Source organism: Paenibacillus sp. FSL W8-0186 (assembly GCF_037969765.1).
Classification (GTDB): Bacteria; Bacillota; Bacilli; order Paenibacillales; family Paenibacillaceae; genus Fontibacillus; species Fontibacillus woosongensis.
In genome coordinates, this window is sequence record NZ_CP150207.1 from 3,606,148 (window position 1) to 3,631,480 (window position 25,333).

Consider the following 25,333-nt stretch of genomic DNA (forward strand, 5'->3'; position numbering starts at 1 on the left):
GGGGCATTCAGACTAAACTCATGTAGTGTTCATGCTTTTTAAGCCATTCGCCGATCTCGTCATCTCGCATGGGCTTGCCGTAATAATACCCTTGCATCACATGGCAGCCCAGTTGGGTCAGGAACTCGATATGCTCCCGCGTCTCGACGCCCTCGGCAATGACGTCAAGCTGAAGATGGTCGGCCATCATAATGATAGCGTTGATGATCGCCCTTTTGCTGGGGCTCTCCAAATCATTCGTGAATAAGCGGTCCAGCTTCAATGTATCGATAGGGATTCGATCCAGCAGCCCGATCGAGGAATATCCGGTTCCGAAGTCATCCATGGATACCCGGACGCCAAGCTCACGCAGGCTCTGGAGCTGGCGGATGATGTCGTTGATATCGTACAGCACCATAGACTCGGTGATCTCCAGCTCAAGCAGATGAGGCTCTAGGCCCACTTTGTCAAGCACGTTCCGGACAATTTCCTGCAAGCTGTCGGTTTGAAAGAGACGCACGGACAGGTTGACGGAAACCGGCTGTTCCAGTCCTTGCAGCTGCCATCGCTTGCACTGGCAGCAGGCCTCCTCCAGCGCCCATCTTGTCATCGGCACGATCAGCCCGGTTCCTTCGGCGATTTGGATGAACTCCCCGGGGCTAACCAAGCCAAGGCGCGGATGCTCCCACCGGATCAGTGCCTCGAATCCGACCAGACTGCTCGTTTTTACGTTCCATTTGGGCTGGTACACGACAAAGAACTGCTTATTTTCCAGAGCAAGCTGCAAATCTTTTTCAAGCTCCATTTTGCGCACTAATTGCAGGCCCATTTCATCGCTGTAGAAGCAAAACTGGTTTTTTCCAAGCCCCTTCGCCTTGTACATCGCCGTATCCGCGGTCTTGAGCAGGACGGAGCGGTCGGAATCCTGAATCGAGCCAATGCTGATGCCGATACTGCCGGTGACGTACAACTCGTTGCCTTCAATGTGGTAGACCTGTTTAATGCTCTGTAAAATTTGATGGGCCAGCTGCTCCGCCCGCTTTGGGGTACAGTGCTTGATAATGAACAAGAACTCGTCCCCGCCGATGCGGAACGCCTGCTGATCCTCGCGGATGTACTGGCGAAGCCGGATGCCGACTTCCTGAATGAGCAAGTCCCCGATATTATGGCCAAGCGTATCGTTGATGGCTTTGAACTGATCCAAATCGAGGAACAGGACGCCGAGCTTCTCGGTGCCGACATGAGAATCGAAAAACCGGTTCATTTCGTTGCGGTTTGGCAATCCGGTAATCGAGTCCAGGTAGGCCAGCTTCTCAAGCACATGGCGGTCAAAGAAGATCGCTCCCCAGGACACGAGCAGGATGATGGAGATGACGATGGTCACGCCAAACAACAGAAACAAGTCTGCGCCTGTCGAAGCTTCTGCGACCATATCGGCAGTCGCGGAATGTTCCATTTTCGCTGCCTCCATTCCCGTGTAATGCATGCCGCAAATCGCGGCGCCCATCGTGACGGCCGACAGCCACTTGGACCAGCTTGCCGAGGATTGGCTGCGAAAGCGCAGGAACAGCAACAACGCTGCATAGGATGCAATTAAAGCGATGACCGCCGAAAGCACCCAAAGCGTTTTATCATAATAAATGTCAACAGGCATGATCATGGCTTCCATTCCCGTATAGTGCATCGTTACGATCCCGCTGCCCATGATGAAGCCGCCGACGGCCATAGTATACCATTTAATATTCCGAGGGATCGTGATGTAAAATGCAATAAACGAAGAAATCACGCTGGCCAGCAGCGATCCTATAGTCAGCCAAATATCATAGCTCACTGTCATATGGATATGAAAAGCTAGCATGCCAACAAAATGCATCGACCATATGCCGTTGCCCATGACCAAAGAACCCGCTAGCAGCCAGAAGAACCTGGTTTTCCCGTTAGCGAGAGAGATTTTTGCCGCTATACTCAGAGCGGAGTATGATGCCAGTACTGCAATTATTACTGAGAGTGCCACAATATAGTAATTATAACTGCCTTCTATGTTCATTGATTCCCCCCCTTACAAATATATTAAGTGTACAGGCTCTACAAAAACTTGACAGCCTGGGAATCGCTTCGTGTATAGGTATTGTAGAGTTGTCTTTGTTGTAATCGAATATACAAAATAAAGAGAGAGGAGATTCATTATTCATGGAAGGTTCGGCAATCATCGAGTTTTGGAAAGGCCAGCTGCTCGAGCTTCAAACCCCTGAAGGAGTCATGTATAAAACGCAAATTATCCAATTGGCGAACAACCGACTTTACATACAAAAACCAGTCAACCGCATGAACCGTTATCTGTCCTTCACCGGCAGTATGTCCGTAACGATCTTCTTCCATAGCGAGGAGCGGGTGCTGTACTCTTTTGATACCGAGATTAGCTTGCAGCTTAACCAACTGTCATTCCCCGCCCCGCCCGCAAGCCGCATCAAAAAAGCGCAAAGACGCCGCTTCTTCCGGGTTCCCGTTGAGGTCGAATTAAATTTGAATCTCAAACCAGCCGGACAACCAAACGAAGATGAGTTTATCAAGGTAACGACAAAGGATATCAGCGGGGGCGGACTGTCCTTCCTGTGCAGCTTTGAAGTGGAGGCGGAGAAGCTGGTTGCGGGAGTCATGCATCTGGAGACGAACAATTCCCAAAATACGATCGAGTTTCATGGAAAGATCGTCAATTGCGCGGTACTCCCGGACAATAACTATAAAATTTCGCTGGAATTCGTTCAAATGAAGGAATCCATCCGCTCCGATATTATTAAATACTGCTTGTTCAAGCAGGTTGAGGCGAGAAACAAGCTTAAAAATTATTCGCTGTAGCCGATTTCTTCGCATAATCCGTAACGAGAGGCAGGATTTCGTGTATTTTTGCCGAATAGTTCTATTTACCTACAACCGAAAGACTATACTTTATAGAACCCTGAGGTGAACGAAAGTGATGAATGGCTCCATAGCGGACGCGAGCTTCTTTGATGATATTTCTTTTAACTATTTAAACGACCACACGCTACCTCTCGATAAATGGGATTGGATTATGATGGTGCTCAGCGGCAGTGTTGGCGCATTATGCGACCTGGTCATCGGACATCCCAAAGGCATGGAAGAGCCAAAAATTACGAACAGTTCCTTCGGAGGACTCGGAGAGCAGCTCAAACAATATGATTTAAAAAATAATCCCATCGACTATCAGGAACCAGGAGCGTTTGGCGGGGATCACCGGCTGTATTCCTACGGACATGATCTGTTTCGTTTCTTCGAAGGCGTAAGGCAAACGATGTTTGGCGAATATGCCGGAGTCTCGTCCGTTGGATGGGGTGAATTGGTCAAGGAATTCCCAGAGTACGAGCAGCTGGACTTCGGGACGGCCGTCATTGTCAATTTGCTTCACTTGTTTAAGGATTTTTGTACGGTACGCTCCTTGCCCCTTCCCGGCATGACAGTTCTCGCTAATTTGAACGGCGATCAAATGCCTGCCTTTGCGGAGAAGCTGTACATTGACCATGGTTTCAATTTGCGTATCGTTACAGGTCAGGCTTTAAGCGTGGCGGCTATTGAAATTATGCTGAGAGTGTATCTGTTCCTCCGCTACTTTAATGCTGACGCGCCTAAAGAAGCGATCCGCTCCAAACGGAGCAAAATGCTGCTGTTCACGCATTCCTTCGCCATGCTGTTCAATCTCGGCAAAGTGGCGGTTACGAAGAATCCGTTTATGCTCAATGTCCCGCAGCTCCTGATGATTGCCAAGTACTGCTTCCAGATTGCCAGGGATAGCATGGATTTGCGCAAGCAGCTTATTAGCAGTAAGCAGCTCTCCTTCACCGGCCAAGAGCGTGATATGCTGGTCTTGTATGACAACGCAACCACGATGAACGACATCCACAGCGCCTATGAGGAGTCTATCCAGGACTATGCGGACATAAGAAATGACCAGAGCATCATAATTTTAAACAACGACAAGATAGCAGAACGAATCGATGATGTTGCGGATACCTACTCAGAGGTTCTTCGGCTGCTAGAACGACGCAAAGGTGAATAACTGATGAGCAAGCAAATGACCGTACTTCAAAGCGAAATCGAAGATTTGGCGAAAATAAAAATAACCGATGAGATGCTCAGCAAAGTGGATATTTCCTCGCTTATTCCTAAAATTACCGAAGTCGTCGGGCATCTGGACGATGCGCAGGACTCTTTGGACAAGCTCTCCGAGCAGGGCATGTTTAAAATGTGGTGGGGCTCTTTTACCGGGGGCAATGATAAAGTGCTTGCGAATGCCGAAAAGACGCTGATCGAAAGCTCGAAAATGAATATCGGGCTGGCCATGCTAACAACGATGTACGCTAAGGTGATCAAGGACCAGCAAAACGTGCTGCATCAGCAGCAGCGAGAGCTTAAAGAGCAGAACGACGCGATCCGGGAGCAGCAGGAGCATATCGAGCAGCTCTGGGGCATCAGCCATGACCAGGCGAAGCAAATCCTGGCCGTCATACGGGATCAGCAGACGATGATCGATGAAGCCGAGCAGCGGCTCATCCTGCAGTTCAGGCAGGAACAGGAACTCGGGAACGAGAAGCTGCAGCAGGAAATGAAAGAACAGCGCGGCGTTCTGGAGATTTGGAGAAAGGAGCTGCAGGAGCAGCTCAGACAGGAAATCGCCGATGAGCAGCAAATGCAAGCCAAGACGGCGGAGAAGCTAATATTCCGCAAAATGCTGTGGTGGGTCGGCGGCGCTCTGCTTGTCTCCCTGTCCGCCTCATATTTGATCAACACCATAAACCCTTGAAGCCATTGGCTCCAAAGGTTTTTTTGGTTTTGTTACGTCCGAAGGAAGAATGATTACACCAAATACCAGACAAGAGCGCTGAAACTGTTTCCTTCCGCCGCATACTGAATGGACTGGACGGTAAATCTTCTGTTCTCATACAGCCAGTCGTTGATCTCCTTCTCAAGATCACCAATATTTGTGTTGAAGAATGTTTTTACACTATTTCTCTTCATCCTCATCACCTCCCCACAATCATCTTATTCGACATCCCATCCTTGCAAGCCTGCTTGTATGAAAACAATGCTTAATTACTTGCCTCTCCTGCTTCTCATTCAGGAAATAAGCCCGGGAGGGATAAAATCATCAGATTGCAGCAAAATAACTAAACGTTGGTTAACGACCGCAAAATGGAGGATAGCTTCAGATGTCTAAATATACCCGATGGTTCATTCCGATTCTGACATTGACCCTCGCCTTTCCCCTAATCCCGCATTCCATATCGGCCCTCCCGGCTTCTGAATTCAAAGACAGGGCTTATTATGAGCAACGCGGCGATATCGTGTGGGAAGTACCCACCGAGGACAAGTGCATTGCCTTTACGTTTGACGATGGTCCAGATCGCCGCCAAACGCTGCAAATTCTGGACGTGCTGGATCAGTATAACGCCAAGGCTACCTTTTTCGTAGTTGGGGAACGGGTCGAGAAATACCCTGAAATCGTTAAAATGCAGCTTGCCAAAGGCCATGAAATCGGCAACCACTCCTATCGGCATCCATCCTTTCAGGGCTTGAACAAAGACAATATGCATAATGAGCTCAGTAAAACCCAGCAGGCCATTTACCAGGCTACAGGCTACAAGGCCGTGCTCTTTCGTCCCCCCGGCGGATTTTACAATGAAACGCTGATCAACGTCTCTAAAGCAAACGAGTTGAAATTTATTCTCTGGTCCTGGCACCAGGATACGAAAGACTGGCGATCCCCGGGTGTAAATAAAATCGTCAAAAAAGTGCTGACGAACGCACGCAGCGGCGATATCGTCCTCATGCATGATTATGTGGCTAACAGTACACAAACCGTCGAAGCCCTGAAGCAGATTTTGCCTGAGCTCAAAAAACAGGGCTATTCCTTCGTAACCGTAACCGAGTTGTTAACCCATAAAGCCCAGCCTGATCACCAGCTGAAAAAAGTCATTCATTAAACGCGCAAGATTCTACCGTGCCCATAGCATTCTGCTATGCCCAGCACAAAATCAGCAAAAAAACGTTGTTAAAAGCGGAGAAGCTCGCCTCTCCGCTGCTTTATTTTCCCGTGCTTAAAAATTTATTTATTTAAAATTTAATAATTGTGATTTAAATCACATATATTGTGAAAAATATCACTTATAATAAAGACATCAAAGATGATCATCCTTCAAACAAACCCAAAAAAAGAACATCACAATAAGGAGTGGTAATTATGTTTAACAACTTCCTAAGAACAAATAAATTTGCAATGTGGTTCCTGACCGTCGTCCGGATTTATCTCGGCTTCGAATGGATGAAAGCAGGATGGGGCAAAATTACGGGAGGCTTTGATGCCGGAGGTTATCTGGCCGGAGCCATCGCCAAGAGCGCCGGCGACAATCCGGCAGTGCAAGGCTGGTGGGCAGCATTTCTAGAACATGTCGCACTGCCCGGAGTAGACATCTTTAACATCCTGGTTCCTTACGGAGAGTTTCTCGTCGGCCTTGGCCTCATCCTCGGTACCTTCACCACCTTTGCAGCACTGATGGGACTTGTGATGAACGCGGCGTTCCTCTTCTCGGGCACAGTGAGCACGAATGCGCAAATGCTCTTGCTTGAAGTACTGATTGTCGTAGCAGCCGCCAACGCCGGCAAAATCGGACTTGACTACTACGTGCTCCCTTACCTGCGCGGGCTGTTTAACCACAAAAAAGCAGTAACCAAGATAGAAGCGCCTGTCGGCAAACCACATTTAAAAGTCAAGCACGGCGCGTAAATATAAAGCATGACAAACAACAAGGCTGTTCCTCTTACGAGGAGCAGCCTTTCCTTTTCCCTTTGCCTTGGCCTTTGCCTTGGCAACCAATATAAGGAGCTAAGCTATTCAGTTCATCAGGCCATCAAAGATGGAGCGCTCCTGCTTTGCAGGGTTAAAGCTCCCCCGCTCCCATACAAGCTGGAATAATTCCGGCGCGAAGTGCCAGGGCGGACCGTCATCGAGCTTGCCAAATACCCGTTCAATCGATAAGATCTGCGATTCGTGCGCTGCAAGTGCCTTGGCTTTCATTTCCTGCAGCCCCTCCCCCTTAAGCTCCAATACGGCTTCGGACCCAGCGCTCCCCATCACGTTATAATACAGCTTCTGGACAGAGCTGCATGCCCCGCTGAATACCACTTTATTTACCGCATGATGGATAGCGATATGATCGGGATGACCGGAAATGCCATCCGCCGGAAAAGTAACGACTATCTCGGCCCCATGCTTGTTTAGAAACGCGGCAATATTATCGACCAGTACTTCCTGCTTCACTTCACGCAGCTTGCCGTCTCCCAGATCCAGCTGCTCGATTTCAGCAATGCCCAGTATGTCCCCGGCCCGCTGCAGTTCCTGATCGCGAATCTCCGCCAACTGCTCCCTAGTCATGGCTCCAAGCCTGCCGCTTTTCCCTGCTTCTCCCCTCGTTGCCGTCAGCAGCACCGCCTTATTGCCGCTATCAGCGATCTGCCGAATCAGATAAGAGCAGCCGAAGGTTTCATCGTCAGGATGGGCATAAATAAAGCCAACCGTTCTTGTCATATACTCGTCTCCTTAAATATCCTGTAGATTTTCGTTACTATACTTACTATACTTTAATATTGACTAAGTAGTTAAAATTCACTACAATGCAGAAGAATCCAATATAGATAGGTGATCATAATGAGCAAAACCGCATACCGCGTGTTACTATATTATAAATTTGTACACATCGAATCTCCAGAAGCATTTACCGCGGAACATTTACAGTACTGCAAAGACCTCGGCCTGAAAGGGCGTATCCTCATCGCTTCTGAAGGCATTAACGGAACGGTATCCGGAACGGTAGAACAAACCGAGAAATATATGAACGACCTGCGGGCCAACCCGCTATTCCAAGACATCGTCTTCAAAATCGATGAAGTAGAAGGACATGCCTTCAAAAAAATGTTCGTCCGCCACAAGAAAGAGCTGGTTACTTTCCGTTACGAGCATGAGCTCGACCCGAACAAAATCAGCGGAAAACGGCTTTCTCCCGTCGAGTTTCACGAACAATTGCAGCAGGAAGACGTCATCGTCATCGACGGCCGCAACGACTACGAATTTGATATCGGCCATTTTCGCGGCGCCATCCGTCCGGAAGTGGAGTCCTTCCGCGAGTTCCCAGAGTGGATTCGCGAGAACTTAAGTCAGTATAAGGATAAGAAAATTTTGACTTATTGTACAGGGGGAATCCGCTGCGAGAAACTGACCGGCTTCCTTCTGCATGAAGGTTTTACAGATGTAGCCCAGCTAGAGGGCGGAATCGTCACTTACGGCAAAGATCCTGAGGTACAGGGACATTTGTTCGACGGCAAATGCTATGTGTTCGATGAGCGGATTTCCGTGCCGATCAACCGTACCGACGAGGATATCGTTATTGCGAGCTGCTACCATTGCGGCGAGACGAATGACCGCTATATCAACTGTCCCGTGTGCAATCTCCAGCATGTCTGCTGCGAAGCCTGCGAGGAAGAGCATCACGGATTCTGCAGCAGCGAATGCAAGGAAGCCGCACTCACTGCAAGCAACGGCTAATGTCATTCTAGCAAGGAGTGTCACGATGAACCAAATCAAAGAGCTGCCGACGAGGGAACGGATTTTGCACATGATGAAAACATCCGGCCCTCTCAGCGCGAAAGAAATTACGTCCGAATTGCAAATTACGGAAATGGCGGTCAGGCGCCATCTCGGCACGATGGAGCGCGACGGGCTGATTGAATCCAAAATGATCCGGCAGACGATGGGAAGGCCTACCTCGGTATTCGGGCTTACGGAGCTGGCCGAAGGCCTGTTTCCAAGAAACTACCATACGCTGACCCTCGACCTGCTGAGTGAGCTTGAAAATGAAGGCGGCGAGGATACGATCAGACGGCTCTTCGAGAAACGCCGGGATAAGCTGAAGCAGCAGTACCAGACAAGCATGGAAGGGATCCCCTTTGCCGATAAAGTAAAGAAGCTGGCGCAAATTCAGAACGAAAACGGCTATATGACTGAATGCGAGCAAAATGATGACGGTGATTTTGTGCTGAAGGAGCACAACTGTCCGATTTCTCAAATCGCAAACCGCTACAACCACGCCTGTGACTGCGAATTAAGCTTATTCAAGTCGCTCTTGAAGACAGAGATTGAGCGTACGGAATGCCTGGCGCAAGACGGAAAAAGATGCATTTATGTCATTTCCAATCCAAATAAGGAAGCAGAACAGCAGTAATAATATAAAAACCTTCGGATCCGCCGATTGTCAGCGCCGAAGGTTTTATTTTGCCTGAAATTGGGTATGATTAAACAGGGAATATCACTCTATATCATCAAAAGCTCGAAGCTCCTCCTCAATCGTCTGCCGGATTAGCTGCACGCACTCTTCGACCGTCTTGGCAAATACCCGCTTGCCATTGACCATCGCATAGGGCCTTAGCTTGCACAGGCCGCACAAATTGAGGCAGTCGAGGCGGAGAACGGCTATCTCGGGATATTCTTCTTCCAGCTGCTCCAGCTCTACCGAGCTGAGCAGATTGCTATCGCATACTTCTACAACGACGATTCCCAAGCCCACCACATGTCACCTCAAATATACGTTATCGTTACAGTTCAATTATTATGATAAACGTCCTACCATTTGTCAATACAAACTACCCATTTAATATACTTAACATACATATAAGTTGACTAAGTGTCCGTAAATATTTATAATGATCATTGTGAGAAATAAAGGGCACTACATATACACTAGAGAGGATGATTTAAATTATGGCACACCAATTACCTGCTCTACCTTACCCGAATAACGCACTTGAACCACATATCGACGAACAGACGATGATGATCCACCATGATCGCCATCACAATACTTATGTAACGAACCTGAACGCGGCGCTGGAGTCCGCTCCTGAGCTTCAATCCAAATCTCTGGAAGATCTGATCGCCGATCTGGACAGCGTTCCTGAGAGCATCCGCACAGCGGTTCGGAACAACGGCGGCGGACACGCCAACCACTCCCTGTTCTGGGAAACGATCGGACCAAACGGCGGCGGACAGCCTTCCGGCAAGCTTGCTGACGCAATCAACAACGAGCTTGGCGGCTTCGACAAGTTCAAGGAAGATTTCACGAAAGCAGCTACGACTCGTTTCGGCAGCGGCTGGGCATTCCTTGCGGTAGACAAAGACGGCAAGTTGACCGTATACAGCCTGCCTAATCAGGATTCCCCAATCATGGAAGGCAAAACTCCAATCCTCGGTCTGGACGTTTGGGAGCATGCTTACTACCTGAAATACCAAAACAAACGCCCTGACTACATCGCAGCTTTCTTCAACGTCATCAACTGGTCTGAAGTTGAGAAACGTTATGAAGCGGCTCTTAACAAATAATTGAGTTAATGCAAACACAAGACGGACATCTCTTCACCGGGATGTCCGTCTTTTTATGGGTTGGTGGATGTATATTCATTTAATTTAACGCACGCCCTGCTTCCTCTTTACGGATTCGCGGACGATCAGCGTTGGCGCGATACTCCAGCGGACTGCTTCCCGGGAAGGTTCAGACAGTGATAGCAGCAGCTCTGCAGCAGCATCGCACATTCGCTCCTTTTCTACGCGTACCGTTGTCATATTCACGCCCGAGCTGCTGTCATACTGGAGATCATCATAACCCGCAATCGAAATGTCCCCAGGTACGGCAATGTTCCGTTTCTGAAGCACCTCGGCCAAAATATAGGCAATTCGGTCGTTCCCGCAGAAAAATGCGCTTGGCAGCTCGGTCAGTCCAGACAGGAAGGAGGAGATTTCCTCTTCCGTATAATCATAGCCTTCCGATGATGTCAGGCAATACTCTCCCCTTATCTTCAGTCCTCCGCGCTGCATTGCCCTCCAGTACCCCAGCCAGCGCTCTTCATGGCTTGTCGTCAAATTGACGGGGCCGATGAATCCGATTTCGTCATGTCCGCACTCCATGAGATAGGAGACCGCTTCATATGCCCCCTCCATATTCGCCGAGGTGACAGCCGGACAAGGCAGATCCCGATGATAAGAATCCATCATGACAAGCCGAACCTGCTGCTCCCAGACAAGACGCGCATATTCTAAGCTCGTAATTCCAAATAATATAACGCCTCGATAAGAAATATCCGTGAACAGGCGCGGCAGCTTAAGACGCTGCTCGGATTCGCGGTCAATCGGCGCGATGACGGCGTTGAAGCCTTTGCTGCGAATGCTCTTCTCGAGCCCCCAAATCATGTCGTGATAAAATTGAAAATGGTCGTTGTCCTGGTAGCTCATAATCCGCTCTGGCACAAGTACGAGAATATTGGATTGTTCGCTGCCGCTGACGGCATAAGAGCCATATCCCATTTCCTTGGCTGTATGCATAATACGGCTGCGCAATTCCTCGCTTACCCCCTTCTTGTTGGTCAGGGCCAGCGATACGGCATTTTTGGAAATTTCCAGCTTGTCGGCAATATCCTGCATAGATATTTTCTTTTTACGGGCCATTCTTTTCAACCCTCTCAAAACATGATAAACTTAACCTAAATATACTTTACAAAAATTGATTTTGTCAAGTTTGTAAAGTTAACATAGAATACAGGAGGTATTCGACTTGGAAGTGAAATACGCGATAGGCATCGATATCGGCGGTACCAAGACGGCGATCGGGATCATCGATTCGGATGGAAAGGTTTGCGCCAAGACCTCCCTGCCTACAGATCTAACGGTTGATCCGCACGTGATGGTCAGCCGTATAGCCGATGCCGCCAAGCAGCTGCTTGCGGAACAGAGCCTGAACGAAGCCCAAATTGAAGGCATTGGAGTCGGGGCTCCCGGCCCTTTGAATACGAAGACGGGCCATATCGTCAAGCCGCCCAATATGCCGGCTTGGCATGGCTTCCCTTTGCTTGAATCCTTGAAGCGGCATTTTGTGCTTCCGATTGCATTCGAGAATGACGCCACGGCCGCTGCACTGGCTGAGAAATGGCAGGGAGCCGCGCGGGACGCCGACCATTTCATCTTCATAACGATCAGTACCGGCATCGGTGCCGGCATATTCTCGCACGGCAAGCTGATTACGGGCTCGACCGGCAACGCTGGCGACGTAGGGCATCTGGTCATTGACCCATCCGCCGGGGACTGCGTATGCGGCCAGCAGGGCTGCTGGGAGTTCGTCGCTTCCGGTACAGCTATCGCCAGACAAGCTTCCCGGCTGCTTGGCAGGGACGTCAGCTCCAAAGAGGCGTTCGATCTCGCTCAGGAAGGGCATCCCGGCATGAAGACGCTGATCGATCAAGTGTTTCGCTACATCGGCATCGGCTGCGTCACACTGATCAACACCTTCGATCCGGAAAAGGTGGTTATCGGCGGCGGCGTCTCGCAGGTCGGTAAGCCACTGTTTAGCTCCGTGCAGGATTATGTCAGCAGATGCGCCTTAAATCCGTCGGGACAGAGCACCCCGATTGTCCCTGCCGCATTAAGCCAGGATGCAGGACTCATCGGCGCTGCTGCATTGATCCATATGAAATATTAATCACGCGATAAGAAGGGAAGATAACATCTCTATGAATCAACAGCCTATTTTTCTAAAACCTGTATTTCAAGAGCGCATTTGGGGCGGAAGCAAGCTGGCAGAGCTATTCGGCTACGATATACCTTATGCGAAGACCGGAGAGTGCTGGGCGGTATCGGCTCACCCCAACGGACAAAGCGTTGTCAAAGCCGGGCCCTACCAGGGACTGACCCTTGGGGAGCTATGGTCGTCCCATCCGGAATTATTTCAATCGGAATCACCGGTATTCCCTTTGCTGACCAAGATTTTGGACGCTTCCGACGACCTCTCCGTTCAGGTTCATCCGGACGATGAGTATGCTGGAGAGCATGAGAACGGCGAGCTGGGCAAGACGGAGTGCTGGTATATCATTGACGCCGAGCCGGGCGCAGAGATCATTTATGGCCATGAGGCCAAATCCAAGGAGCAGCTCGTGCAGTGGATCGAGGAAGGAAATTGGGAGGGGCTTCTTACCAAGGTTCCGGTTCATCCCGGCGATTTCTTCTACGTGCCTAGCGGGACGATTCATGCACTCGGCAAAGGAATCGTTGTGCTTGAGACGCAGCAGAGCTCAGACACTACCTATCGTGTTTACGATTATGATCGTAAAGACAAGGACGGAAATACCCGGGAGCTTCATTTGGACAAGGCCATTGACGTCACCACGATTCCCCAGTCGTACAAGAAGGAGACCTATGATACATTTACGCAAGAAGGACTTACTGTCACCTCCTTTGTATCAAACGATTTCTTCACCGTACAAAAATGGGATCTCGATGGCCAGGCCCATCTGGAAGCTGGCAAGAAATACATGCTTTGCAGCGTAATTGAAGGACAAGGACAGTTGACTACCGGAGACAATCAATACCCGCTAAACAAGGGCGACCACTTTATTCTCCCTGTCTCCTTCGGCCCGTATGAATTGAACGGTTCGATGAATTTGATCGTGTCCTCGGAATAACAGAATAGCAAAACCACACAAGTCCTAACGCCGAATCAAAAACGGGCTGACTCTAGTTAGAAGCATCTAACTTCGAAGTCAGCCCGTTTCGTTTACATATGTCCGATTAAATACCGTTCGCGAATGATGCGGAAATGATGAATCGCATGACCGGCGATAATATAAGCAAGCGCCCTGCTGGATACAGGTCCCCCGCTTGCGGTTCCGACCCGCTGCCAAGCTTCATCATCCAACTGCCGGATAAGCGACAAAGTCGCTTTCCTGACCGTCGTAAAATCCTTCAACAACTGCTGGATCGACAGCCGTTCAAAATTGGCATGGCTCACAAACAGCTCCTCGTTAAAGCCCGGCAGCGGCGTCTTATCTCCCCTGGCAATCCGCAGCAGCCGATAGCTCATGACGCGCTCCGTATCCGTTATATGCCCCAGCACTTCCTTCAGGCTCCATTTGCCTTCCGCATACTTGTAATTACCGGCTTCGTCCGAAAGTGTTCCCAGCTTCAGCATTGCTTCCTCCGGCTGAAGCTCAAGCAGAGAAATTAACTCTCCTTCGGGCACTTCACGAATATATTCCTCGAAATGCTCCAGATACTCTCCTGACTGTGGTTTAGACAACGTCATAACTCATCCCCCAAACATAGATATAGATCGCTTAATCATCCCATACGTCATCCATCAAAGACTTCACATACTCGCTTCTTTGCTTTGTCTTCTCGGCGTTTGCATTCCACCGGGCTCCGTCCCATTCCACGACATCTCCGGTCTTTACGCCGGCGCCTACCAGCTCGCGAGGCACGTCCCTTGTCTGGCCATCTACCTCTATAATACAATACTCACCTTCAAAGCCTTCAATGATCCCAACCATCGTTCCACTCACCTCTCGGTCGTGATTCGGTATGTATGACCGTCTGAAGCAATTTCCACGGTGCCATGCAGGTCATTGCGGTATACTTCAATCCCCTGCTTACTTAGCCTATCTAACACGGTCGATGTAGGATGCCCATAATTGTTCTCCCCAACCTGGATCACCCCATATTGCGGAGCTACCTTCTTCAAGAAGCTTAACGTAGTAGAAGATTTCGAGCCATGATGTCCTATCAGCATTACGTCGGCCTGCAAATCCGCCCCGGATTCGATCATATCCTTCTCGCTCTGACGCTCGGCATCGCCGGTCAGCAAGTAGGATGTATTGCCGTACACCACTTTGACTACGGCGCTCATATTGTTCTTGTCATCATAGGTTTGGACGGGGGCAACCATGGTCACCTGAACGTCTTCATCCCACTCAAGCACAAGCCCCGCCTTCGCCGTCTTGACCTTCAGGCCCTTATTCTTAATCGAGAGCAGCAAGGACTCAAACGTCTTCGTATTTGCTTGAATCTTCGGCATATAAATTTCCCCGATATCAACATGGTCGATCACCCGGTCCAATCCGCCGATATGATCTGCATCCGGATGCGTGCCGATCACGATGTCCAAGCGGTTAACGCCGTACTCCTTTAAATAATCAAGCATCGCCTGCTCTCGGTCATTATTCCCTGCATCGATCAGCATCGTCTTCCCCGAAGGGCTGATCAGCAATTGGGATGCCCCTTGACCTACATCGAGAAAAATAACCCGCAGACGGCCCTCATTCTGCCTGGAGCCGCTGCTTGTATCGGCAGGACTCCCTAGTTCTAATTCCAGAGCACAGCCAGATAACATCAGCACGACAGCCAAAATACTTACGAACATTCTTAACTGAAATTTAAAAATCGAACGACACTTCTTCATGGATGATCATTGTCCTTTTCTAGTTGCTCTAACCTTGCGCCATGACAACGAAACAATTAGAACATTTGTTCCACTTATTATATTAAATGCTCCAGCCAGAATCAACCATTAGCTTGTAACCTTTATCTGCGAAAATAATGCAAAAGCACTTCAGCCAAATCGCTGAAGTGCTTTTAGAATTGGAGAATACGGGATAAATGAGTCTTATTATTTCACTGTTACTGAAATGGTAACCGTCTTGCCGCCGAACTTTCCTTTGATCGACGCCGTGCCTTTGCCTACCGCCTCGATTTTGCCCCCAGTCACTTTAGCTACGGACGGTTTGGAGCTGGTCCATTCTGCGCTGCCGGTTACAATCGCCGTCGCACCGGTATCATATTCGGCCTTTACGACAACCGATTTGATTCCTCCAGGAGCTAATGCTAGCTTCTTCTCGTCTACGGTCAGCTTGGTCAGCTTAGGAACAACCTTCACGTTGACGCTGACGTTATGACCCTGATAAGATCCGCTCAATGTAGCCGAGCCTTCGCCAACCGCCTTGACGGACGAGGAACTGATTGTGGCTACGTCCGTATTGGAGGATTGCCAGTTCATTTTCGTGGACAGCGTTACTTTCTGGCCGTTCGAATAATAGCCGGTTACTTTGATCGACTTGGATTTCTTCAGGTTAAGTTCGATATTCACCGGCTCTACGACAACCTTCGTAATTTTTTGCTCGACTGTCATCGGGATGCTGATCGTCTTGTTCGAGTACGTTCCTTTTAAAGTCGCCGATCCTTTGATCAGGCCTTTGATCGTTTTGCCGTTTGCGGAATCTTTGATCACCGCATTGCTGTTCGAAATCGTCCAAGTAATTTCGCTGGCGATATCTGCCTCTTCATTTCCGTCCTCATATACGACAGCTACTTTAGGGAACGGGCTTTCCTCGCCAACGACCAGGTTCAGCTTCTCTTCCTCGCTGATCAGCGCCAGAACCTTTTCCTTGACCGTCACTTCCACCTCAACCGAACTGTTGCGAATGGAGTGGGCCGATCCGGCTGTAACCTTGGATTCTGGAAGCTTCGCCGTAATTATTACCTTGCCCGCATCCTTCGCCACGATTTTGCCATCCTCGATTTTGACGATATCCTCATTGCTGGAGGACCAAATCACTTCCTTGCTGAAATCTAATTCTGTATCATCCAGCTTGGTTGCTTTGATTTTCGGTACGTTCAGCGATTCATTCTTGAGTAATTCCAGCTCGCTTTTGTCCGCCTCAAGCTTCGTAATGGTCGGTTGAACCGTCACATTCATAGTTCTGTTTACGCCACGATAGCTGACTTTGATTGTGGATGTTCCGACTGCTTTTGGAGAAATAATTCCTTTATCCACCGTTACAGCCAGAGGGTTGGAGGATGTCCACTCAGCTGCAGCGGTAACATCATCCGTCGAATTGGCCCCGCTTCTAACCTCTGCCTTTGCCTCCAGCTGCTCGCCGATGAACAGGAATTGCTCGGACGAAGGGTTAAGGATGATCACTTCATACGGTGTACGTACATAGACGTCCACTTGACCCTTGGCTCCGAGATATTCGGCTGTAATCGTCGCTTTACCGATGGCTACTGGTTTGATCTTGCCATCCTCAACGGTAGCGATGCTCTTGTCGGATGTAGACCATTCAGCTTTGTCGGATACATCCACTGTCGATTGGCTGCTCGACAAAGTGGAAGTGGCTTTCACCTCAATCCCACTATCGCCGACAAGCAGTTCGATATCCTCTGCCTTTTCATCATTGCTTGCATATACGAGATTCAGTTCCGAGTACGGGGAAGAGACTGTGGCCTCGAAAGAAGCCGTCAATCCGGAATATTTGGCCGTAATCGTCGCTTTACCTTCTGCAACAAGCTTAATTTTACCTTTATCGATCGTGAGCACGGACGTATTGGAAGAAGTCCACTGCGCATCTTGAGTTACGTCAGCCAGCGTACCGTTCGTGTTCTCAACGACGGCCTGGGCTTTAACATTCAGATCCGCTTCATCCGCTCCAAGCTTATATTTACCATTCAGCGAATACTCCAAAGTCAAATCCTTGTATGTATCCACCGCTTTGACGGTAATCGTATCTACCGCGGAATCGTTATAGACAGCGGTAATTGTAGCAGTTCCGCTCTTTAGCGGCGTTAGAAGACCATTGTCTACTTTAATGGTATCCGGCTGATCCGATGACCAGCTGACGGCACGGGTAATGTCCTTTTTGACCGAGGAGCCCTCGACCGTCGCCCATACCTTCAATTGCTTCGTTCCTTTGCCAACCGTAAGTTCTAGCGTTGCACCGGAGCCTTCAATATCAATCGATAAGACATCGCCGGAGGCAGCAAAGACGCTAGTCGGGAATACAGCGGCAATGAGCAGCACCATGGTCAGGAGCCACTTCGTCATTTTCCTGTTCGGAATCATCCATTTCTCTCCTTTGTTGTCATTTATAGCCGGAAATTCAATCCAGCTCTACTGAAATTATATCGACATATAGGATTAATTTCGTAACCTTTTTCCGCAAAAATAATTCGTTTGTCCTACTTCCTATCATTTATGGCTATGAATTACGTTCCAATCGATCGGTTGTTCGCCTTGCGCTTTCAAAAAAGCATTAGTCCGGGAAAAAGGACGGCTTCCAAAAAAGCCCCGTCTCGCCGCCAAAGGACTCGGATGGGCCGATTCAATGACAAGATGGCGATCCGTATTGATTTGCGCTCCTTTTTTCTGGGCATGGCTTCCCCATAAAATGAAAACCACAGGCTCTTCCCTTTCATTTAACGCTGCTACGACCGCATCCGTAAACTTCTCCCAGCCCTTGCCCTGATGGGAGCCGGCCAGCCCTTCGCGTACGGTCAGCACCGTGTTCAACAGCAGCACACCCTCTTCGGCCCATGAAGTCAAAGTGCCTTCAGAAGGAACAGGAATTCCAAGATCGCTGGACAGCTCCTTATAGATGTTCCGCAGCGATGGCGGAATCTTTACCCCAGGCAGCACAGAGAAGCTTAAGCCATGGGCTTGGCCTGCGCCATGATATGGATCCTGCCCCAGAATCACCGCCCGTGTCTGGCTGTAGCCCGTCAGCTTCAAGGCCTGGAACAAATACGGCCGCGGCGGGAATACCGTATGCTCCCTGTACTCCTGATCCAGCCAATCCATCAGCTCATGGAAATACGGCTTGTCCATCTCCGCTGCAAGCACCTGGTCCCAATCGTTGCCGAATATCTCCTTACTCATGTTGCCTCTCCCTTTCCAAGCTTCTAGCATTATATACTATTCCTAAACTCATTTTAGCAGAAATCCCCTGAGCGGAACCGACAAAAAAATCGCACAACCTTCGCTTTCGCGAGAGCTGTGCGATTTATTGTCTGTTTTCTTCATCTCTCTTATCACGTGCTTTAATACTATCCAATCCATGCTATTATCTTATTTCTTACTATTCAAAAATTCTTGGACGTCAATTCTTTTTTCGTTATACTTATCATTTTCCGTTAATGTTAATACTTCATTCATTACAGATTCAAGCACCTCTGATTCTTCCAATCCTATAAGACTCAGTCCTGCTAGATAAAAAAGATTAATATAATTTATTTTATTCACAGAAATAACTTCATTTAGATTTCTACTTAACAGTTGCTCAAAAGCGTAAACCCGCGTATCGTTCATCTGTGACTCCGTAGGGACTGGATAACCTACATCTTCAAAAAAGGACAAATCACTAGGTGATGAGACCACTTTCGATTCAAACTTCAGCCCCTGCAACTCATCATTTAAATGTTCCTTGTAGTTATCAAATATGTATTTGACAGTGCCCTCAAGTTCAATTAATAATTCATCCTTAGTACGGGCAGACTCAGTATAGGTAGTTTCAAGTCTATCAAAATCGTTTTTTTCAACTAGTGAAATCGCTAAATTATCAATACCTTTCCCCAGTGAACTTTGCAAATATGTATAACTTCGAGATTCTGATGCAAGAATTATAGATTTAATTACTACCGCCGTAAACTCTGCGTCTGTTCCTTTAAAATCATTTATAGTTAATTCTAGGTACGTCTTGGCGCGATCCACATTTCCTGAAACTAATTGCTCACTGGCGAGTCGTAAAGGCTCTGGAACTTCCTCCTTTTCAATTTCTTTATTTGATTCCATAATTGATTCAGATAAATCATTAGACGTAACGTTCAATGCTTGATCTGCTTCATTTCCTTTGTTAGTACGAGCAGGTTGTCCGCATCCAGAAAATATCAACAGTACGGATAGCGCCAATATAAGTATGCTAACTCTCCTCATTTTTTACCCCCTCCAAATTACCTAAATCATACCATTCCTAGAAAAAATAAAAAAGCCCTTGGACACAGTTCCTAAGTAGTATATCAAGGAACTTCGTTCTACTCCGCTTATAACGCCCGAAACTCCTTATCCTAGTACCGTGATCAGGGTGGCCAATCTCAGCGTAATAATAGTTCCATCATCGCGCAAAGTAGAAAGTCGACCTATCGCGCCTAATTTCGATGTGCTCCTCTAGAACATCTGTCCATTTATCACGTTCAGCTTTTGATCGTCAATCTCAAGTATTCTTGTCATGAAAAAAACGCCTCCTCCATATTTAACGGAGAGACGTTCATCTTTGTGATTCTGTGCGTTTCGCTATCACATAAAAAACCTCTAAATCATGGTTTTAATCAAGGATGCCGAGGACCGGGATCGAACCGGTACGGTAGTCACCTACCGCAGGATTTTAAGTCCTGTGCGTCTGCCAATTCCGCCACCCCGGCATAAATAATATGCCAGTTCAAAATCAATGTCGAAAAAATTCCTGCGTTATTGATTATAACATGATATTCGACGGAGTTTCAAGCCCAAATGTAAAAAATATCGCCCGATGGCCTTTTGCAGATTTTTTTGGTAGGTTAAAGATAGGTAATTCATGCCCTTTACATCAAGTCGGTTTGTCTGGATACACTACATGATGTATTCCATTACGACAGGAGGTCATGCATGTGAATATCACGACAGACACTTACCAAATTGCGCCGTTAAACGATCAGAAGCAAGCCGTCGCAATTATCAAAGAAGCCGAGGCGGCTATAGCTGAAGCAACCGGGAATGAGGTTGCCTTAATCGCATACGAAAAGTCAGAGAACCGATAATCATTGCTTTATAGAGGAGGGAACTCCAATGAACAACATGCCAAAAATATTAATCATCGCCGGGGCAGTCCTCATTATCGCGGGCTTGCTCTGGTCTTTTCTGGGCAGGTTTATCCATCTCGGACGTTTGCCAGGTGATATCATGATTGATAAAGGGAATGTTAAATTTTATTTCCCCATCGTGACCTGCATTCTGATCAGCGTCGTATTGTCATTGATCAGCTATATCGTCCGGTGGTTCATGAAATGATCTGAGCCATCCCATTTGTATTAATTCATGACGACCCACAGCAAGTTCCTCAGCCTATGGGGATGTGTCAGGAGCCTTCAGCTAATGAAAAAAATTGCTATTATTTTTGCTATCATCTCACTGCTAACCGCATGCGGCAGCAGGCCTTATTCTAAGCATCCAGAGTCTGAACCAAGTGTTCAGGCGAGCAAGCGTGTAACAAATTTCACTACATACCAAGGTGAGGCTTACTCCTTTTCTTATCCCTCTTCATGGGAAAGAAATGAAGACATAGATATAGGTGATAATATTGAACACGTAGTTTCTTTTGCCTTTCCAGATCCGAACGATTCTAAATACAATATTCTTGCGCAAGCCTTTATTTCCCCTACCGACAGGTTAGTAGATGTTAAATCAGCTAGCGATGCTCTCATCGAGTCTTTTAAAACCAACATTGAAAATTTCAAAAAGACCGGATATACCGAAAAACAATACAAAAATTATATCGGCGGGATCTTTACGGGGAAATTTGAAAGCAATGGTGAAGAATTCACGATGGTACAGTACGCAATCCCAACCGAGAAGTATATATTTTACCTGAATATAACCTATTTTCAGCCTCTCTATGAAAAATACGGTATAGAGCAAACAAAGCAAATTATCGATTCAGTAGAGCTGCTTCTCGGACAGGAGCAAAATAGAGCGAGATCAAACGATAGTATCGCTGATAGAATGGTTGAGGTTGTTCCGGTCTTTACGAATAAAGAATTAACTCCGGCATCCTATGAGTTTCTGGATCGCACAAAGCAACTTTTCCCTGCAGACTCCCAGGAATCCATAGACGAGGTCAAGCGTTTATTGAACCCTAAAGTGACGACCAGGCATTTGGACAAAAACATCAATGACTATTTAGACACCTTCGTTAAGATCCAAGGAACCGTATTAAAAATTGATGAAATGGTATTAGATGATAATACGATCACTATAGCCGTAATTTACGATAAATATAATAATGTCATCTACATCTGGTATCCAGGTACGGCGAAGGACTTGCTCAAAGACGATCAAGCACTTGTGGTGGGTGTTCCTACGGTTAACTTTTCTTATAACAACACAGCTGGCGGCATTACATACGCCACATTTATTGCCGCTGCCGTATTGAAAGAAGTAAAATAAGGAGGCTCTCATATGAGCAAAGGAAACATAGAACAGTTCTCTGGAACCGGATTAGCGGTGGGAGTCGCTGTTGGTGTCTGCGTTGGCCTGGCCATGGATAATCTCGCCGTCGGAATCGCCATTGGCATATCATTAGGCGTCTCTCTCAGTTTAATATGGAAGAAAAAGAGTGAATAGCCTCCCTTTGCGAACAGTTCACTTCTCTCTTTTACCCTTTTCTCAGAAATGACAAGAATAAAGGCTGCAATTGGTCTGAGCTTCCTGCCCTACTATGCCAAATTGCCAACCGCCCTAATGTCCGTTACAATCTTACTAAACCATTATATCTACTGCTAGGAGAACAACATGAACATGAGAAAAAAAATTGTAGCCATTGACATGGACGACACCATCTGTCATTTAATACCCAAAGCGCTTTATTATCATAATATGCAGTATCCCGGACTTCAATTGATGATGGAGCAGGTTACCAGCTTTGACCTAAGCGGCATCTGGCACCCAGAATGCACGGAGGAAGCCTTTTTCGGCAGACCCGGGCTTTACGAGGAACTGGATATCTTTGACGAATATACAATCGAAGAAATACGCAAAATGACCGAAAAATACGATATCATTGTCATTACTGCGGCCCGCCCTTCCTCCGTTCCCGAGAAATGGAACTGGATGCAGAAGCACCTTCCCTTCATTCCTTTTGAGAACTTTTTTGTAGCGAAGCGGAAGTATTTGGTTGGCTTTGATCTGCTGATTGATGACGGCCCTCATAACATTATCGCCGCAAGCGAAGCCGGCAAGGAAACAATCCTGATCCCTCGCCCATGGAATGCGCATATACAGCATCAATACCAGCTTAAAGACAACTGGCAAGGAATGAGCGATTTGGTCGATCAAATGCTGGCATCCAAGACCAAATGATCATGGCGTGAACATTGGTTATTCACACGGTTGCTCCGCCTGCTCTTCCCAATTCCACAAGCCCTGCATCCCCTTTGCCGGTACGGGCTCCTCTAGCAGCCGTACATCCGTCATTTCCCAAGCATAACGGCCATGGCCGTAATCCCCGAAGGCATATTCATGCCCCTTGTGCGCCGCAAGCGCCACAAGCCTTGGGGCATCCCATATGACTAACTTTCCCTCTGTCTCAAGCCATACATCCCCTTTTTCTCCAAACGGTCTGGTTACGGCATAACAGCTCTGCAAATTCGCTAGGGCAATAACCGCCCCTGTCGGAAGATTGTCCGCTGTATAGCCATGCTTCGCCAGAATACTGCAAAAAGGTTCCTCCCGGCAGATCCTTTTATCGACTTTCTTCCCGGCGTGGATCGCGATTGGTCCGCGATGCCTCGTTGCTCAGCTGCGTGTTTCAAAACGCTTCTCCTCAAGGGCTAGAAATGTCGCCCAAGGCTGGATGATCGTTATTGCCTTTATGAGTATCCTCTCCTTTTATTACAGGCTAATATAGGCTAATGCCGTGCCACTCTGGGTTAAAGTCCATAGACTAATGTCAGGTACATTAACCTTAGGAGGTACGTTTATGAACGCAAATGAGTATCAGCAAATCTGTTGGAGCTGCATGAATAAATATGTCGGGATTGAAACGGCCGACGGTCATGCATACGATGGTTTTATCGCCCATGTAGATCAGAACTATGTGACTCTAGCGGTTCCTAGCAATGAAATGATCCAGCGCTTAGACGGATTACCAGCGAATGAGGCAACCTACAGACAGTTTGGTTTTTTCCCTGGCTTTTTCCCAAGACGCCGGTTTTTCTATCGCCGTTTTCCCTTCTATGGCATTCGGAACTTATTCCTGCTCCCTTTTTTCATCTGATTTAACCGTTGGTATGGTAACACGCTGTAATTGTCAGCTGCTCCGCTGCCCGTTAGGCAGCGGTTTTCTTCTATTTAAATTGAAAAATAATGGGGGGTCGAGCGAAAACACATTAGAACAGAAATTTTATTAACTTCCTTCAGGGCCAGGGCCCCAATTCGTGTAGTTAGTCACAGTTCCATCAAGAGGCAAAGTAAGAGTAATCTAAATATGTTGTTTATATAATTGAGGATTAAAGTTCCTCCGTGTAATTCTACAATGTTTCTGGCAATAGAAAGACCAAGACCGGCCCCTGTTTGAATGCCTTCGCTGCTTCGCGAATAATCAACTTTATAATAACGATCGAAAAGTTTGTTTTGTTGTTCCTGCGTCAAGGAAATTGCTTCATTTTCGATCTCAATATTAATTTGCTTATGATTCGAATTCATTAATATACGAACGGTTCCCGGTTTTACTGAGTACTTAAGCGCGTTCATCAGCAGATTATCAATTGCTCTGGCAATCTTTTCACTGTCAATGAGGATTACAACAGGAGAGTTACCTATCTCCTTTACGATATAGATACCGTTCTCTTGAGCGATCGGTTCGAATTCAAAAAGCAATTGATTGAGGAGTTGGAATACATCGATCTTCTTTAGATCCAAGCGGGTTTCGATCGAAGTAAGTCGGGTATATTCAAACAAATCATCAAGGTACGCCCTGGTTCATCGCCGCATTCATGCAAGCCGTGCTTGTCATTCCCGCCTTTTGCTATGTTTACATCCTATAACGGAAAACCCGCCACATCGCGCTCAACTTATCTTCAAGTTATAGTCAAAATTCATTCAACTCTCTGCTCACGTATCGGTTAATACCCCGACTGTTGTCGGTAACTTAAACGCCGGGATTTTCAAGAAGCCTACCAGCTATGTTTAACAGACGCTACTCCCATTTTTCTCCTTAAGGTGGCAAGATGAGGTCATATAACTAATCAAAGCCGAGCTAAAAAACCATCGGAACCAGTGCTGAATTGAGCGTTAGCAAATGCGTTAGCAATTCATTAATTCCGTTCATTTTTACAAGAGTAAATCTACCATCTAACAGCCCTACAAACGGCAAAAAACCCTTGCTTCGCAAGGGTTTCTCTTATGTATGGGCCCTGAGGGACTTGAACCCCCGACCAGTCGGTTATGAGCCGACCGCTCTAACCAACTGAGCTAAGGGCCCGGGAACGGGGTAAAGATGAATTGCGGGGGCAGGATTTGAACCTGCGGCCTTCGGGTTATGAGCCCGACGAGCTACCGGGCTGCTCCACCCCGCGTCAGTAAATAGCGACAACTAATAATATACACGATACCCCTGCCAGGCGTCAAGTATTATTTTTTAAAAATTAAGGAATAAAACGGACACCGTATTTCCCCTTCCGCGAACGGAATATCTCCACCTCCCTCATCTCATCGAAGCCGTAAATCCAGCCGTCCTGAACAAGCCTTTTGGCCAAGCAGCCCGCCTGGAATTTTGTTCGGTACAGCTTGTTAAAATACACCCATTTCATCTGGTATTCCTGCCCTTCAAAGATTTTGTCGATGAACCATTACAACTATAGAATACCCAACAACGTACAAAAAAAAATCCCGCCGGT

The 25,333-nt window shown here is 47.6% G+C and carries 29 protein-coding genes, 3 tRNA genes and 1 pseudogene; 16 read left to right on the forward strand and 17 right to left on the reverse strand.

The genetic code is table 11. The annotated features are described in order from the left end of the window. Window positions 1-7: 7 nt before the first annotated feature. Window positions 8-2,026: a bifunctional diguanylate cyclase/phosphodiesterase gene (locus tag MKX50_RS16305; RefSeq protein WP_244996372.1), complete on the reverse strand. Its 2,019-nt coding sequence runs from the start codon at window positions 2,024-2,026 to the stop codon at window positions 8-10. Window positions 2,027-2,169: 143 nt separating this feature from the next. On the opposite strand from MKX50_RS16305, the gene MKX50_RS16310 reads away from it, so the two are divergent. From MKX50_RS16310 to MKX50_RS16320, 3 genes are all read left to right on the forward strand, one after another. Then, window positions 2,170-2,835, forward strand: a complete 666-nt coding sequence (locus MKX50_RS16310; RefSeq protein ID WP_339157373.1) for a PilZ domain-containing protein — start codon at window positions 2,170-2,172, stop codon at window positions 2,833-2,835. Between the two features lie 118 nt (window positions 2,836-2,953). Further along, on the forward strand, window positions 2,954-4,051 hold the full coding sequence (locus MKX50_RS16315) for a hypothetical protein (RefSeq protein WP_339157374.1): 1,098 nt from the start codon (window positions 2,954-2,956) through the stop codon (window positions 4,049-4,051). A gap of 3 nt (window positions 4,052-4,054) precedes the next feature. Further along, window positions 4,055-4,795, forward strand: a complete 741-nt coding sequence (locus MKX50_RS16320; protein WP_213590330.1) for a hypothetical protein — start codon at window positions 4,055-4,057, stop codon at window positions 4,793-4,795. Window positions 4,796-4,848: 53 nt separating this feature from the next. On the opposite strand, the gene MKX50_RS16325 is transcribed toward MKX50_RS16320, so the two are convergent. Beyond that, window positions 4,849-5,010, reverse strand: a complete 162-nt coding sequence (locus MKX50_RS16325) for a hypothetical protein (protein ID WP_154674770.1) — start codon at window positions 5,008-5,010, stop codon at window positions 4,849-4,851. Window positions 5,011-5,201: 191 nt separating this feature from the next. Here MKX50_RS16325 and MKX50_RS16330 point away from each other — a divergent pair, with 191 nt between their 5' ends. Together MKX50_RS16330 and MKX50_RS16335 are read left to right on the forward strand one after the other, a co-directional pair. Beyond that, a complete protein-coding gene (locus MKX50_RS16330) occupies window positions 5,202-5,975 on the forward strand; it encodes a polysaccharide deacetylase family protein (RefSeq protein WP_213590328.1) in 774 nt (257 codons plus the stop codon). Between the two features lie 257 nt (window positions 5,976-6,232). After that, window positions 6,233-6,775 (forward strand): DoxX family protein, encoded by a 543-nt coding sequence (locus MKX50_RS16335; protein WP_213590326.1) that lies wholly within the window; start codon window positions 6,233-6,235, stop codon window positions 6,773-6,775. 108 nt (window positions 6,776-6,883) lie between these two features. On the opposite strand, the gene MKX50_RS16340 is transcribed toward MKX50_RS16335, so the two are convergent. Continuing rightward, window positions 6,884-7,576, reverse strand: a complete 693-nt coding sequence (locus tag MKX50_RS16340; protein ID WP_213590324.1) for a PIG-L family deacetylase — start codon at window positions 7,574-7,576, stop codon at window positions 6,884-6,886. A gap of 120 nt (window positions 7,577-7,696) precedes the next feature. Here MKX50_RS16340 and MKX50_RS16345 point away from each other — a divergent pair, with 120 nt between their 5' ends. Together MKX50_RS16345 and MKX50_RS16350 are read left to right on the forward strand one after the other, a co-directional pair. After that, a complete protein-coding gene (locus MKX50_RS16345) occupies window positions 7,697-8,590 on the forward strand; it encodes a rhodanese-related sulfurtransferase (RefSeq protein WP_339157375.1) in 894 nt (297 codons plus the stop codon). Between the two features lie 25 nt (window positions 8,591-8,615). Beyond that, window positions 8,616-9,266 (forward strand): metalloregulator ArsR/SmtB family transcription factor, encoded by a 651-nt coding sequence (locus MKX50_RS16350; RefSeq protein ID WP_213590320.1) that lies wholly within the window; start codon window positions 8,616-8,618, stop codon window positions 9,264-9,266. 84 nt (window positions 9,267-9,350) lie between these two features. On the opposite strand, the gene MKX50_RS16355 is transcribed toward MKX50_RS16350, so the two are convergent. Next, window positions 9,351-9,608 (reverse strand): DUF1450 domain-containing protein, encoded by a 258-nt coding sequence (locus tag MKX50_RS16355; protein WP_213590318.1) that lies wholly within the window; start codon window positions 9,606-9,608, stop codon window positions 9,351-9,353. Window positions 9,609-9,802: 194 nt separating this feature from the next. On the opposite strand from MKX50_RS16355, the gene MKX50_RS16360 reads away from it, so the two are divergent. Then, the gene (locus tag MKX50_RS16360) at window positions 9,803-10,420 is read left to right on the forward strand and encodes a superoxide dismutase (RefSeq protein ID WP_213590317.1); all 618 of its coding nucleotides are present in this window, start codon (window positions 9,803-9,805) and stop codon (window positions 10,418-10,420) included. 84 nt (window positions 10,421-10,504) lie between these two features. Here MKX50_RS16360 and MKX50_RS16365 read toward each other — a convergent pair whose 3' ends face one another. Beyond that, window positions 10,505-11,539, reverse strand: a complete 1,035-nt coding sequence (locus tag MKX50_RS16365) for a LacI family DNA-binding transcriptional regulator (RefSeq protein WP_339157376.1) — start codon at window positions 11,537-11,539, stop codon at window positions 10,505-10,507. A gap of 112 nt (window positions 11,540-11,651) precedes the next feature. Between MKX50_RS16365 and MKX50_RS16370 the strand changes: the two genes are divergently transcribed. Next, window positions 11,652-12,566: an ROK family protein gene (locus tag MKX50_RS16370; protein ID WP_339160157.1), complete on the forward strand. Its 915-nt coding sequence runs from the start codon at window positions 11,652-11,654 to the stop codon at window positions 12,564-12,566. A 31-nt stretch (window positions 12,567-12,597) separates the two neighbouring features. After that, window positions 12,598-13,545, forward strand: a complete 948-nt coding sequence (gene manA / locus MKX50_RS16375; protein WP_213590313.1) for a mannose-6-phosphate isomerase, class I — start codon at window positions 12,598-12,600, stop codon at window positions 13,543-13,545. 92 nt (window positions 13,546-13,637) lie between these two features. Here manA and MKX50_RS16380 read toward each other — a convergent pair whose 3' ends face one another. From MKX50_RS16380 to MKX50_RS16410, 7 genes are all read right to left on the reverse strand, one after another. Further along, window positions 13,638-14,165, reverse strand: coding sequence for a DinB family protein (locus MKX50_RS16380; protein WP_339157377.1), 528 nt, complete (start codon window positions 14,163-14,165; stop codon window positions 13,638-13,640). Between the two features lie 31 nt (window positions 14,166-14,196). Then, a complete protein-coding gene (locus MKX50_RS16385; RefSeq protein ID WP_213590309.1) occupies window positions 14,197-14,409 on the reverse strand; it encodes a DUF3006 domain-containing protein in 213 nt (70 codons plus the stop codon). An 8-nt stretch (window positions 14,410-14,417) separates the two neighbouring features. Continuing rightward, a complete protein-coding gene (locus tag MKX50_RS16390) occupies window positions 14,418-15,278 on the reverse strand; it encodes a ComEC/Rec2 family competence protein (protein ID WP_339157378.1) in 861 nt (286 codons plus the stop codon). Between the two features lie 246 nt (window positions 15,279-15,524). Continuing rightward, window positions 15,525-17,753 (reverse strand): hypothetical protein, encoded by a 2,229-nt coding sequence (locus MKX50_RS16395; RefSeq protein ID WP_213590305.1) that lies wholly within the window; start codon window positions 17,751-17,753, stop codon window positions 15,525-15,527. A gap of 126 nt (window positions 17,754-17,879) precedes the next feature. Beyond that, window positions 17,880-18,554 carry a uracil-DNA glycosylase gene (locus MKX50_RS16400; RefSeq protein WP_213590699.1) on the reverse strand — a complete coding sequence of 225 codons (675 nt, stop codon included), beginning with the start codon at window positions 18,552-18,554 and terminating at the stop codon, window positions 17,880-17,882. A 201-nt stretch (window positions 18,555-18,755) separates the two neighbouring features. Continuing rightward, window positions 18,756-19,619: a hypothetical protein gene (locus MKX50_RS16405; RefSeq protein ID WP_213590303.1), complete on the reverse strand. Its 864-nt coding sequence runs from the start codon at window positions 19,617-19,619 to the stop codon at window positions 18,756-18,758. A 399-nt stretch (window positions 19,620-20,018) separates the two neighbouring features. After that, window positions 20,019-20,104, reverse strand: a tRNA-Leu gene (locus tag MKX50_RS16410). A gap of 225 nt (window positions 20,105-20,329) precedes the next feature. On the opposite strand from MKX50_RS16410, the gene MKX50_RS16415 reads away from it, so the two are divergent. The 5 genes from MKX50_RS16415 to MKX50_RS16435 all read left to right on the forward strand — a co-directional run bounded on the left by MKX50_RS16415 (window position 20,330) and on the right by MKX50_RS16435 (window position 22,796). Continuing rightward, the gene (locus MKX50_RS16415; protein ID WP_339157379.1) at window positions 20,330-20,479 is read left to right on the forward strand and encodes a hypothetical protein; all 150 of its coding nucleotides are present in this window, start codon (window positions 20,330-20,332) and stop codon (window positions 20,477-20,479) included. Between the two features lie 28 nt (window positions 20,480-20,507). Further along, window positions 20,508-20,729, forward strand: coding sequence for a DUF2905 domain-containing protein (locus tag MKX50_RS16420; RefSeq protein ID WP_155610356.1), 222 nt, complete (start codon window positions 20,508-20,510; stop codon window positions 20,727-20,729). A gap of 84 nt (window positions 20,730-20,813) precedes the next feature. Continuing rightward, a complete protein-coding gene (locus MKX50_RS16425; protein ID WP_339157380.1) occupies window positions 20,814-21,884 on the forward strand; it encodes a hypothetical protein in 1,071 nt (356 codons plus the stop codon). 12 nt (window positions 21,885-21,896) lie between these two features. Continuing rightward, on the forward strand, window positions 21,897-22,061 hold the full coding sequence (locus tag MKX50_RS16430) for a hypothetical protein (RefSeq protein WP_213590299.1): 165 nt from the start codon (window positions 21,897-21,899) through the stop codon (window positions 22,059-22,061). 174 nt (window positions 22,062-22,235) lie between these two features. Then, entirely contained in the window at window positions 22,236-22,796 is a 561-nt protein-coding gene (locus MKX50_RS16435) for a hypothetical protein (protein ID WP_213590297.1), read from the forward strand. A gap of 18 nt (window positions 22,797-22,814) precedes the next feature. On the opposite strand, the gene MKX50_RS16440 is transcribed toward MKX50_RS16435, so the two are convergent. Beyond that, on the reverse strand, window positions 22,815-23,081 hold the full coding sequence (locus MKX50_RS16440) for a hypothetical protein (RefSeq protein ID WP_339157381.1): 267 nt from the start codon (window positions 23,079-23,081) through the stop codon (window positions 22,815-22,817). A 334-nt stretch (window positions 23,082-23,415) separates the two neighbouring features. On the opposite strand from MKX50_RS16440, the gene MKX50_RS16445 reads away from it, so the two are divergent. Next, a complete protein-coding gene (locus MKX50_RS16445; protein WP_339157382.1) occupies window positions 23,416-23,712 on the forward strand; it encodes a phosphatidylinositol kinase in 297 nt (98 codons plus the stop codon). A gap of 170 nt (window positions 23,713-23,882) precedes the next feature. Here MKX50_RS16445 and MKX50_RS16450 read toward each other — a convergent pair. From MKX50_RS16450 to MKX50_RS16465, 4 genes and pseudogenes are all read right to left on the reverse strand, one after another. Continuing rightward, window positions 23,883-24,404, reverse strand: a pseudogene (locus MKX50_RS16450) (ATP-binding protein); the annotation flags it as partial. A 440-nt stretch (window positions 24,405-24,844) separates the two neighbouring features. Beyond that, window positions 24,845-24,918 (reverse strand) — tRNA-Ile (locus MKX50_RS16455). A gap of 20 nt (window positions 24,919-24,938) precedes the next feature. Next, window positions 24,939-25,012, reverse strand: a tRNA-Met gene (locus tag MKX50_RS16460). Between the two features lie 69 nt (window positions 25,013-25,081). Then, window positions 25,082-25,246, reverse strand: a complete 165-nt coding sequence (locus tag MKX50_RS16465) for a hypothetical protein (RefSeq protein WP_196427109.1) — start codon at window positions 25,244-25,246, stop codon at window positions 25,082-25,084. Between the last annotated feature and the right edge of the window lie 87 nt (window positions 25,247-25,333).

Coding starts and splice junctions, on each gene's coding strand:
- MKX50_RS16305 (WP_244996372.1), bottom strand. CDS start 2,026: ATGAACATAGAAGGCAGTTATAATTACTATATTGTGGCACTCTCAGTA.
- MKX50_RS16365 (WP_339157376.1), bottom strand. CDS start 11,539: ATGGCCCGTAAAAAGAAAATATCTATGCAGGATATTGCCGACAAGCTG.
- MKX50_RS16350 (WP_213590320.1), top strand. CDS start 8,616: ATGAACCAAATCAAAGAGCTGCCGACGAGGGAACGGATTTTGCACATG.
- MKX50_RS16465 (WP_196427109.1), bottom strand. CDS start 25,246: ATGAAATGGGTGTATTTTAACAAGCTGTACCGAACAAAATTCCAGGCG.
- MKX50_RS16340 (WP_213590324.1), bottom strand. CDS start 7,576: ATGACAAGAACGGTTGGCTTTATTTATGCCCATCCTGACGATGAAACC.
- manA (WP_213590313.1), top strand. CDS start 12,598: ATGAATCAACAGCCTATTTTTCTAAAACCTGTATTTCAAGAGCGCATT.
- MKX50_RS16335 (WP_213590326.1), top strand. CDS start 6,233: ATGTTTAACAACTTCCTAAGAACAAATAAATTTGCAATGTGGTTCCTG.
- MKX50_RS16405 (WP_213590303.1), bottom strand. CDS start 19,619: ATGAGGAGAGTTAGCATACTTATATTGGCGCTATCCGTACTGTTGATA.
- MKX50_RS16330 (WP_213590328.1), top strand. CDS start 5,202: ATGTCTAAATATACCCGATGGTTCATTCCGATTCTGACATTGACCCTC.
- MKX50_RS16320 (WP_213590330.1), top strand. CDS start 4,055: ATGAGCAAGCAAATGACCGTACTTCAAAGCGAAATCGAAGATTTGGCG.
- MKX50_RS16425 (WP_339157380.1), top strand. CDS start 20,814: ATGAAAAAAATTGCTATTATTTTTGCTATCATCTCACTGCTAACCGCA.
- MKX50_RS16310 (WP_339157373.1), top strand. CDS start 2,170: ATGGAAGGTTCGGCAATCATCGAGTTTTGGAAAGGCCAGCTGCTCGAG.
- MKX50_RS16390 (WP_339157378.1), bottom strand. CDS start 15,278: ATGTTCGTAAGTATTTTGGCTGTCGTGCTGATGTTATCTGGCTGTGCT.
- MKX50_RS16345 (WP_339157375.1), top strand. CDS start 7,697: ATGAGCAAAACCGCATACCGCGTGTTACTATATTATAAATTTGTACAC.
- MKX50_RS16315 (WP_339157374.1), top strand. CDS start 2,954: ATGAATGGCTCCATAGCGGACGCGAGCTTCTTTGATGATATTTCTTTT.
- MKX50_RS16380 (WP_339157377.1), bottom strand. CDS start 14,165: ATGACGTTGTCTAAACCACAGTCAGGAGAGTATCTGGAGCATTTCGAG.
- MKX50_RS16395 (WP_213590305.1), bottom strand. CDS start 17,753: ATGATTCCGAACAGGAAAATGACGAAGTGGCTCCTGACCATGGTGCTG.
- MKX50_RS16360 (WP_213590317.1), top strand. CDS start 9,803: ATGGCACACCAATTACCTGCTCTACCTTACCCGAATAACGCACTTGAA.
- MKX50_RS16430 (WP_213590299.1), top strand. CDS start 21,897: ATGAGCAAAGGAAACATAGAACAGTTCTCTGGAACCGGATTAGCGGTG.
- MKX50_RS16420 (WP_155610356.1), top strand. CDS start 20,508: ATGAACAACATGCCAAAAATATTAATCATCGCCGGGGCAGTCCTCATT.
- MKX50_RS16385 (WP_213590309.1), bottom strand. CDS start 14,409: ATGGTTGGGATCATTGAAGGCTTTGAAGGTGAGTATTGTATTATAGAG.
- MKX50_RS16435 (WP_213590297.1), top strand. CDS start 22,236: ATGAGAAAAAAAATTGTAGCCATTGACATGGACGACACCATCTGTCAT.
- MKX50_RS16325 (WP_154674770.1), bottom strand. CDS start 5,010: ATGAAGAGAAATAGTGTAAAAACATTCTTCAACACAAATATTGGTGAT.
- MKX50_RS16445 (WP_339157382.1), top strand. CDS start 23,416: ATGAACGCAAATGAGTATCAGCAAATCTGTTGGAGCTGCATGAATAAA.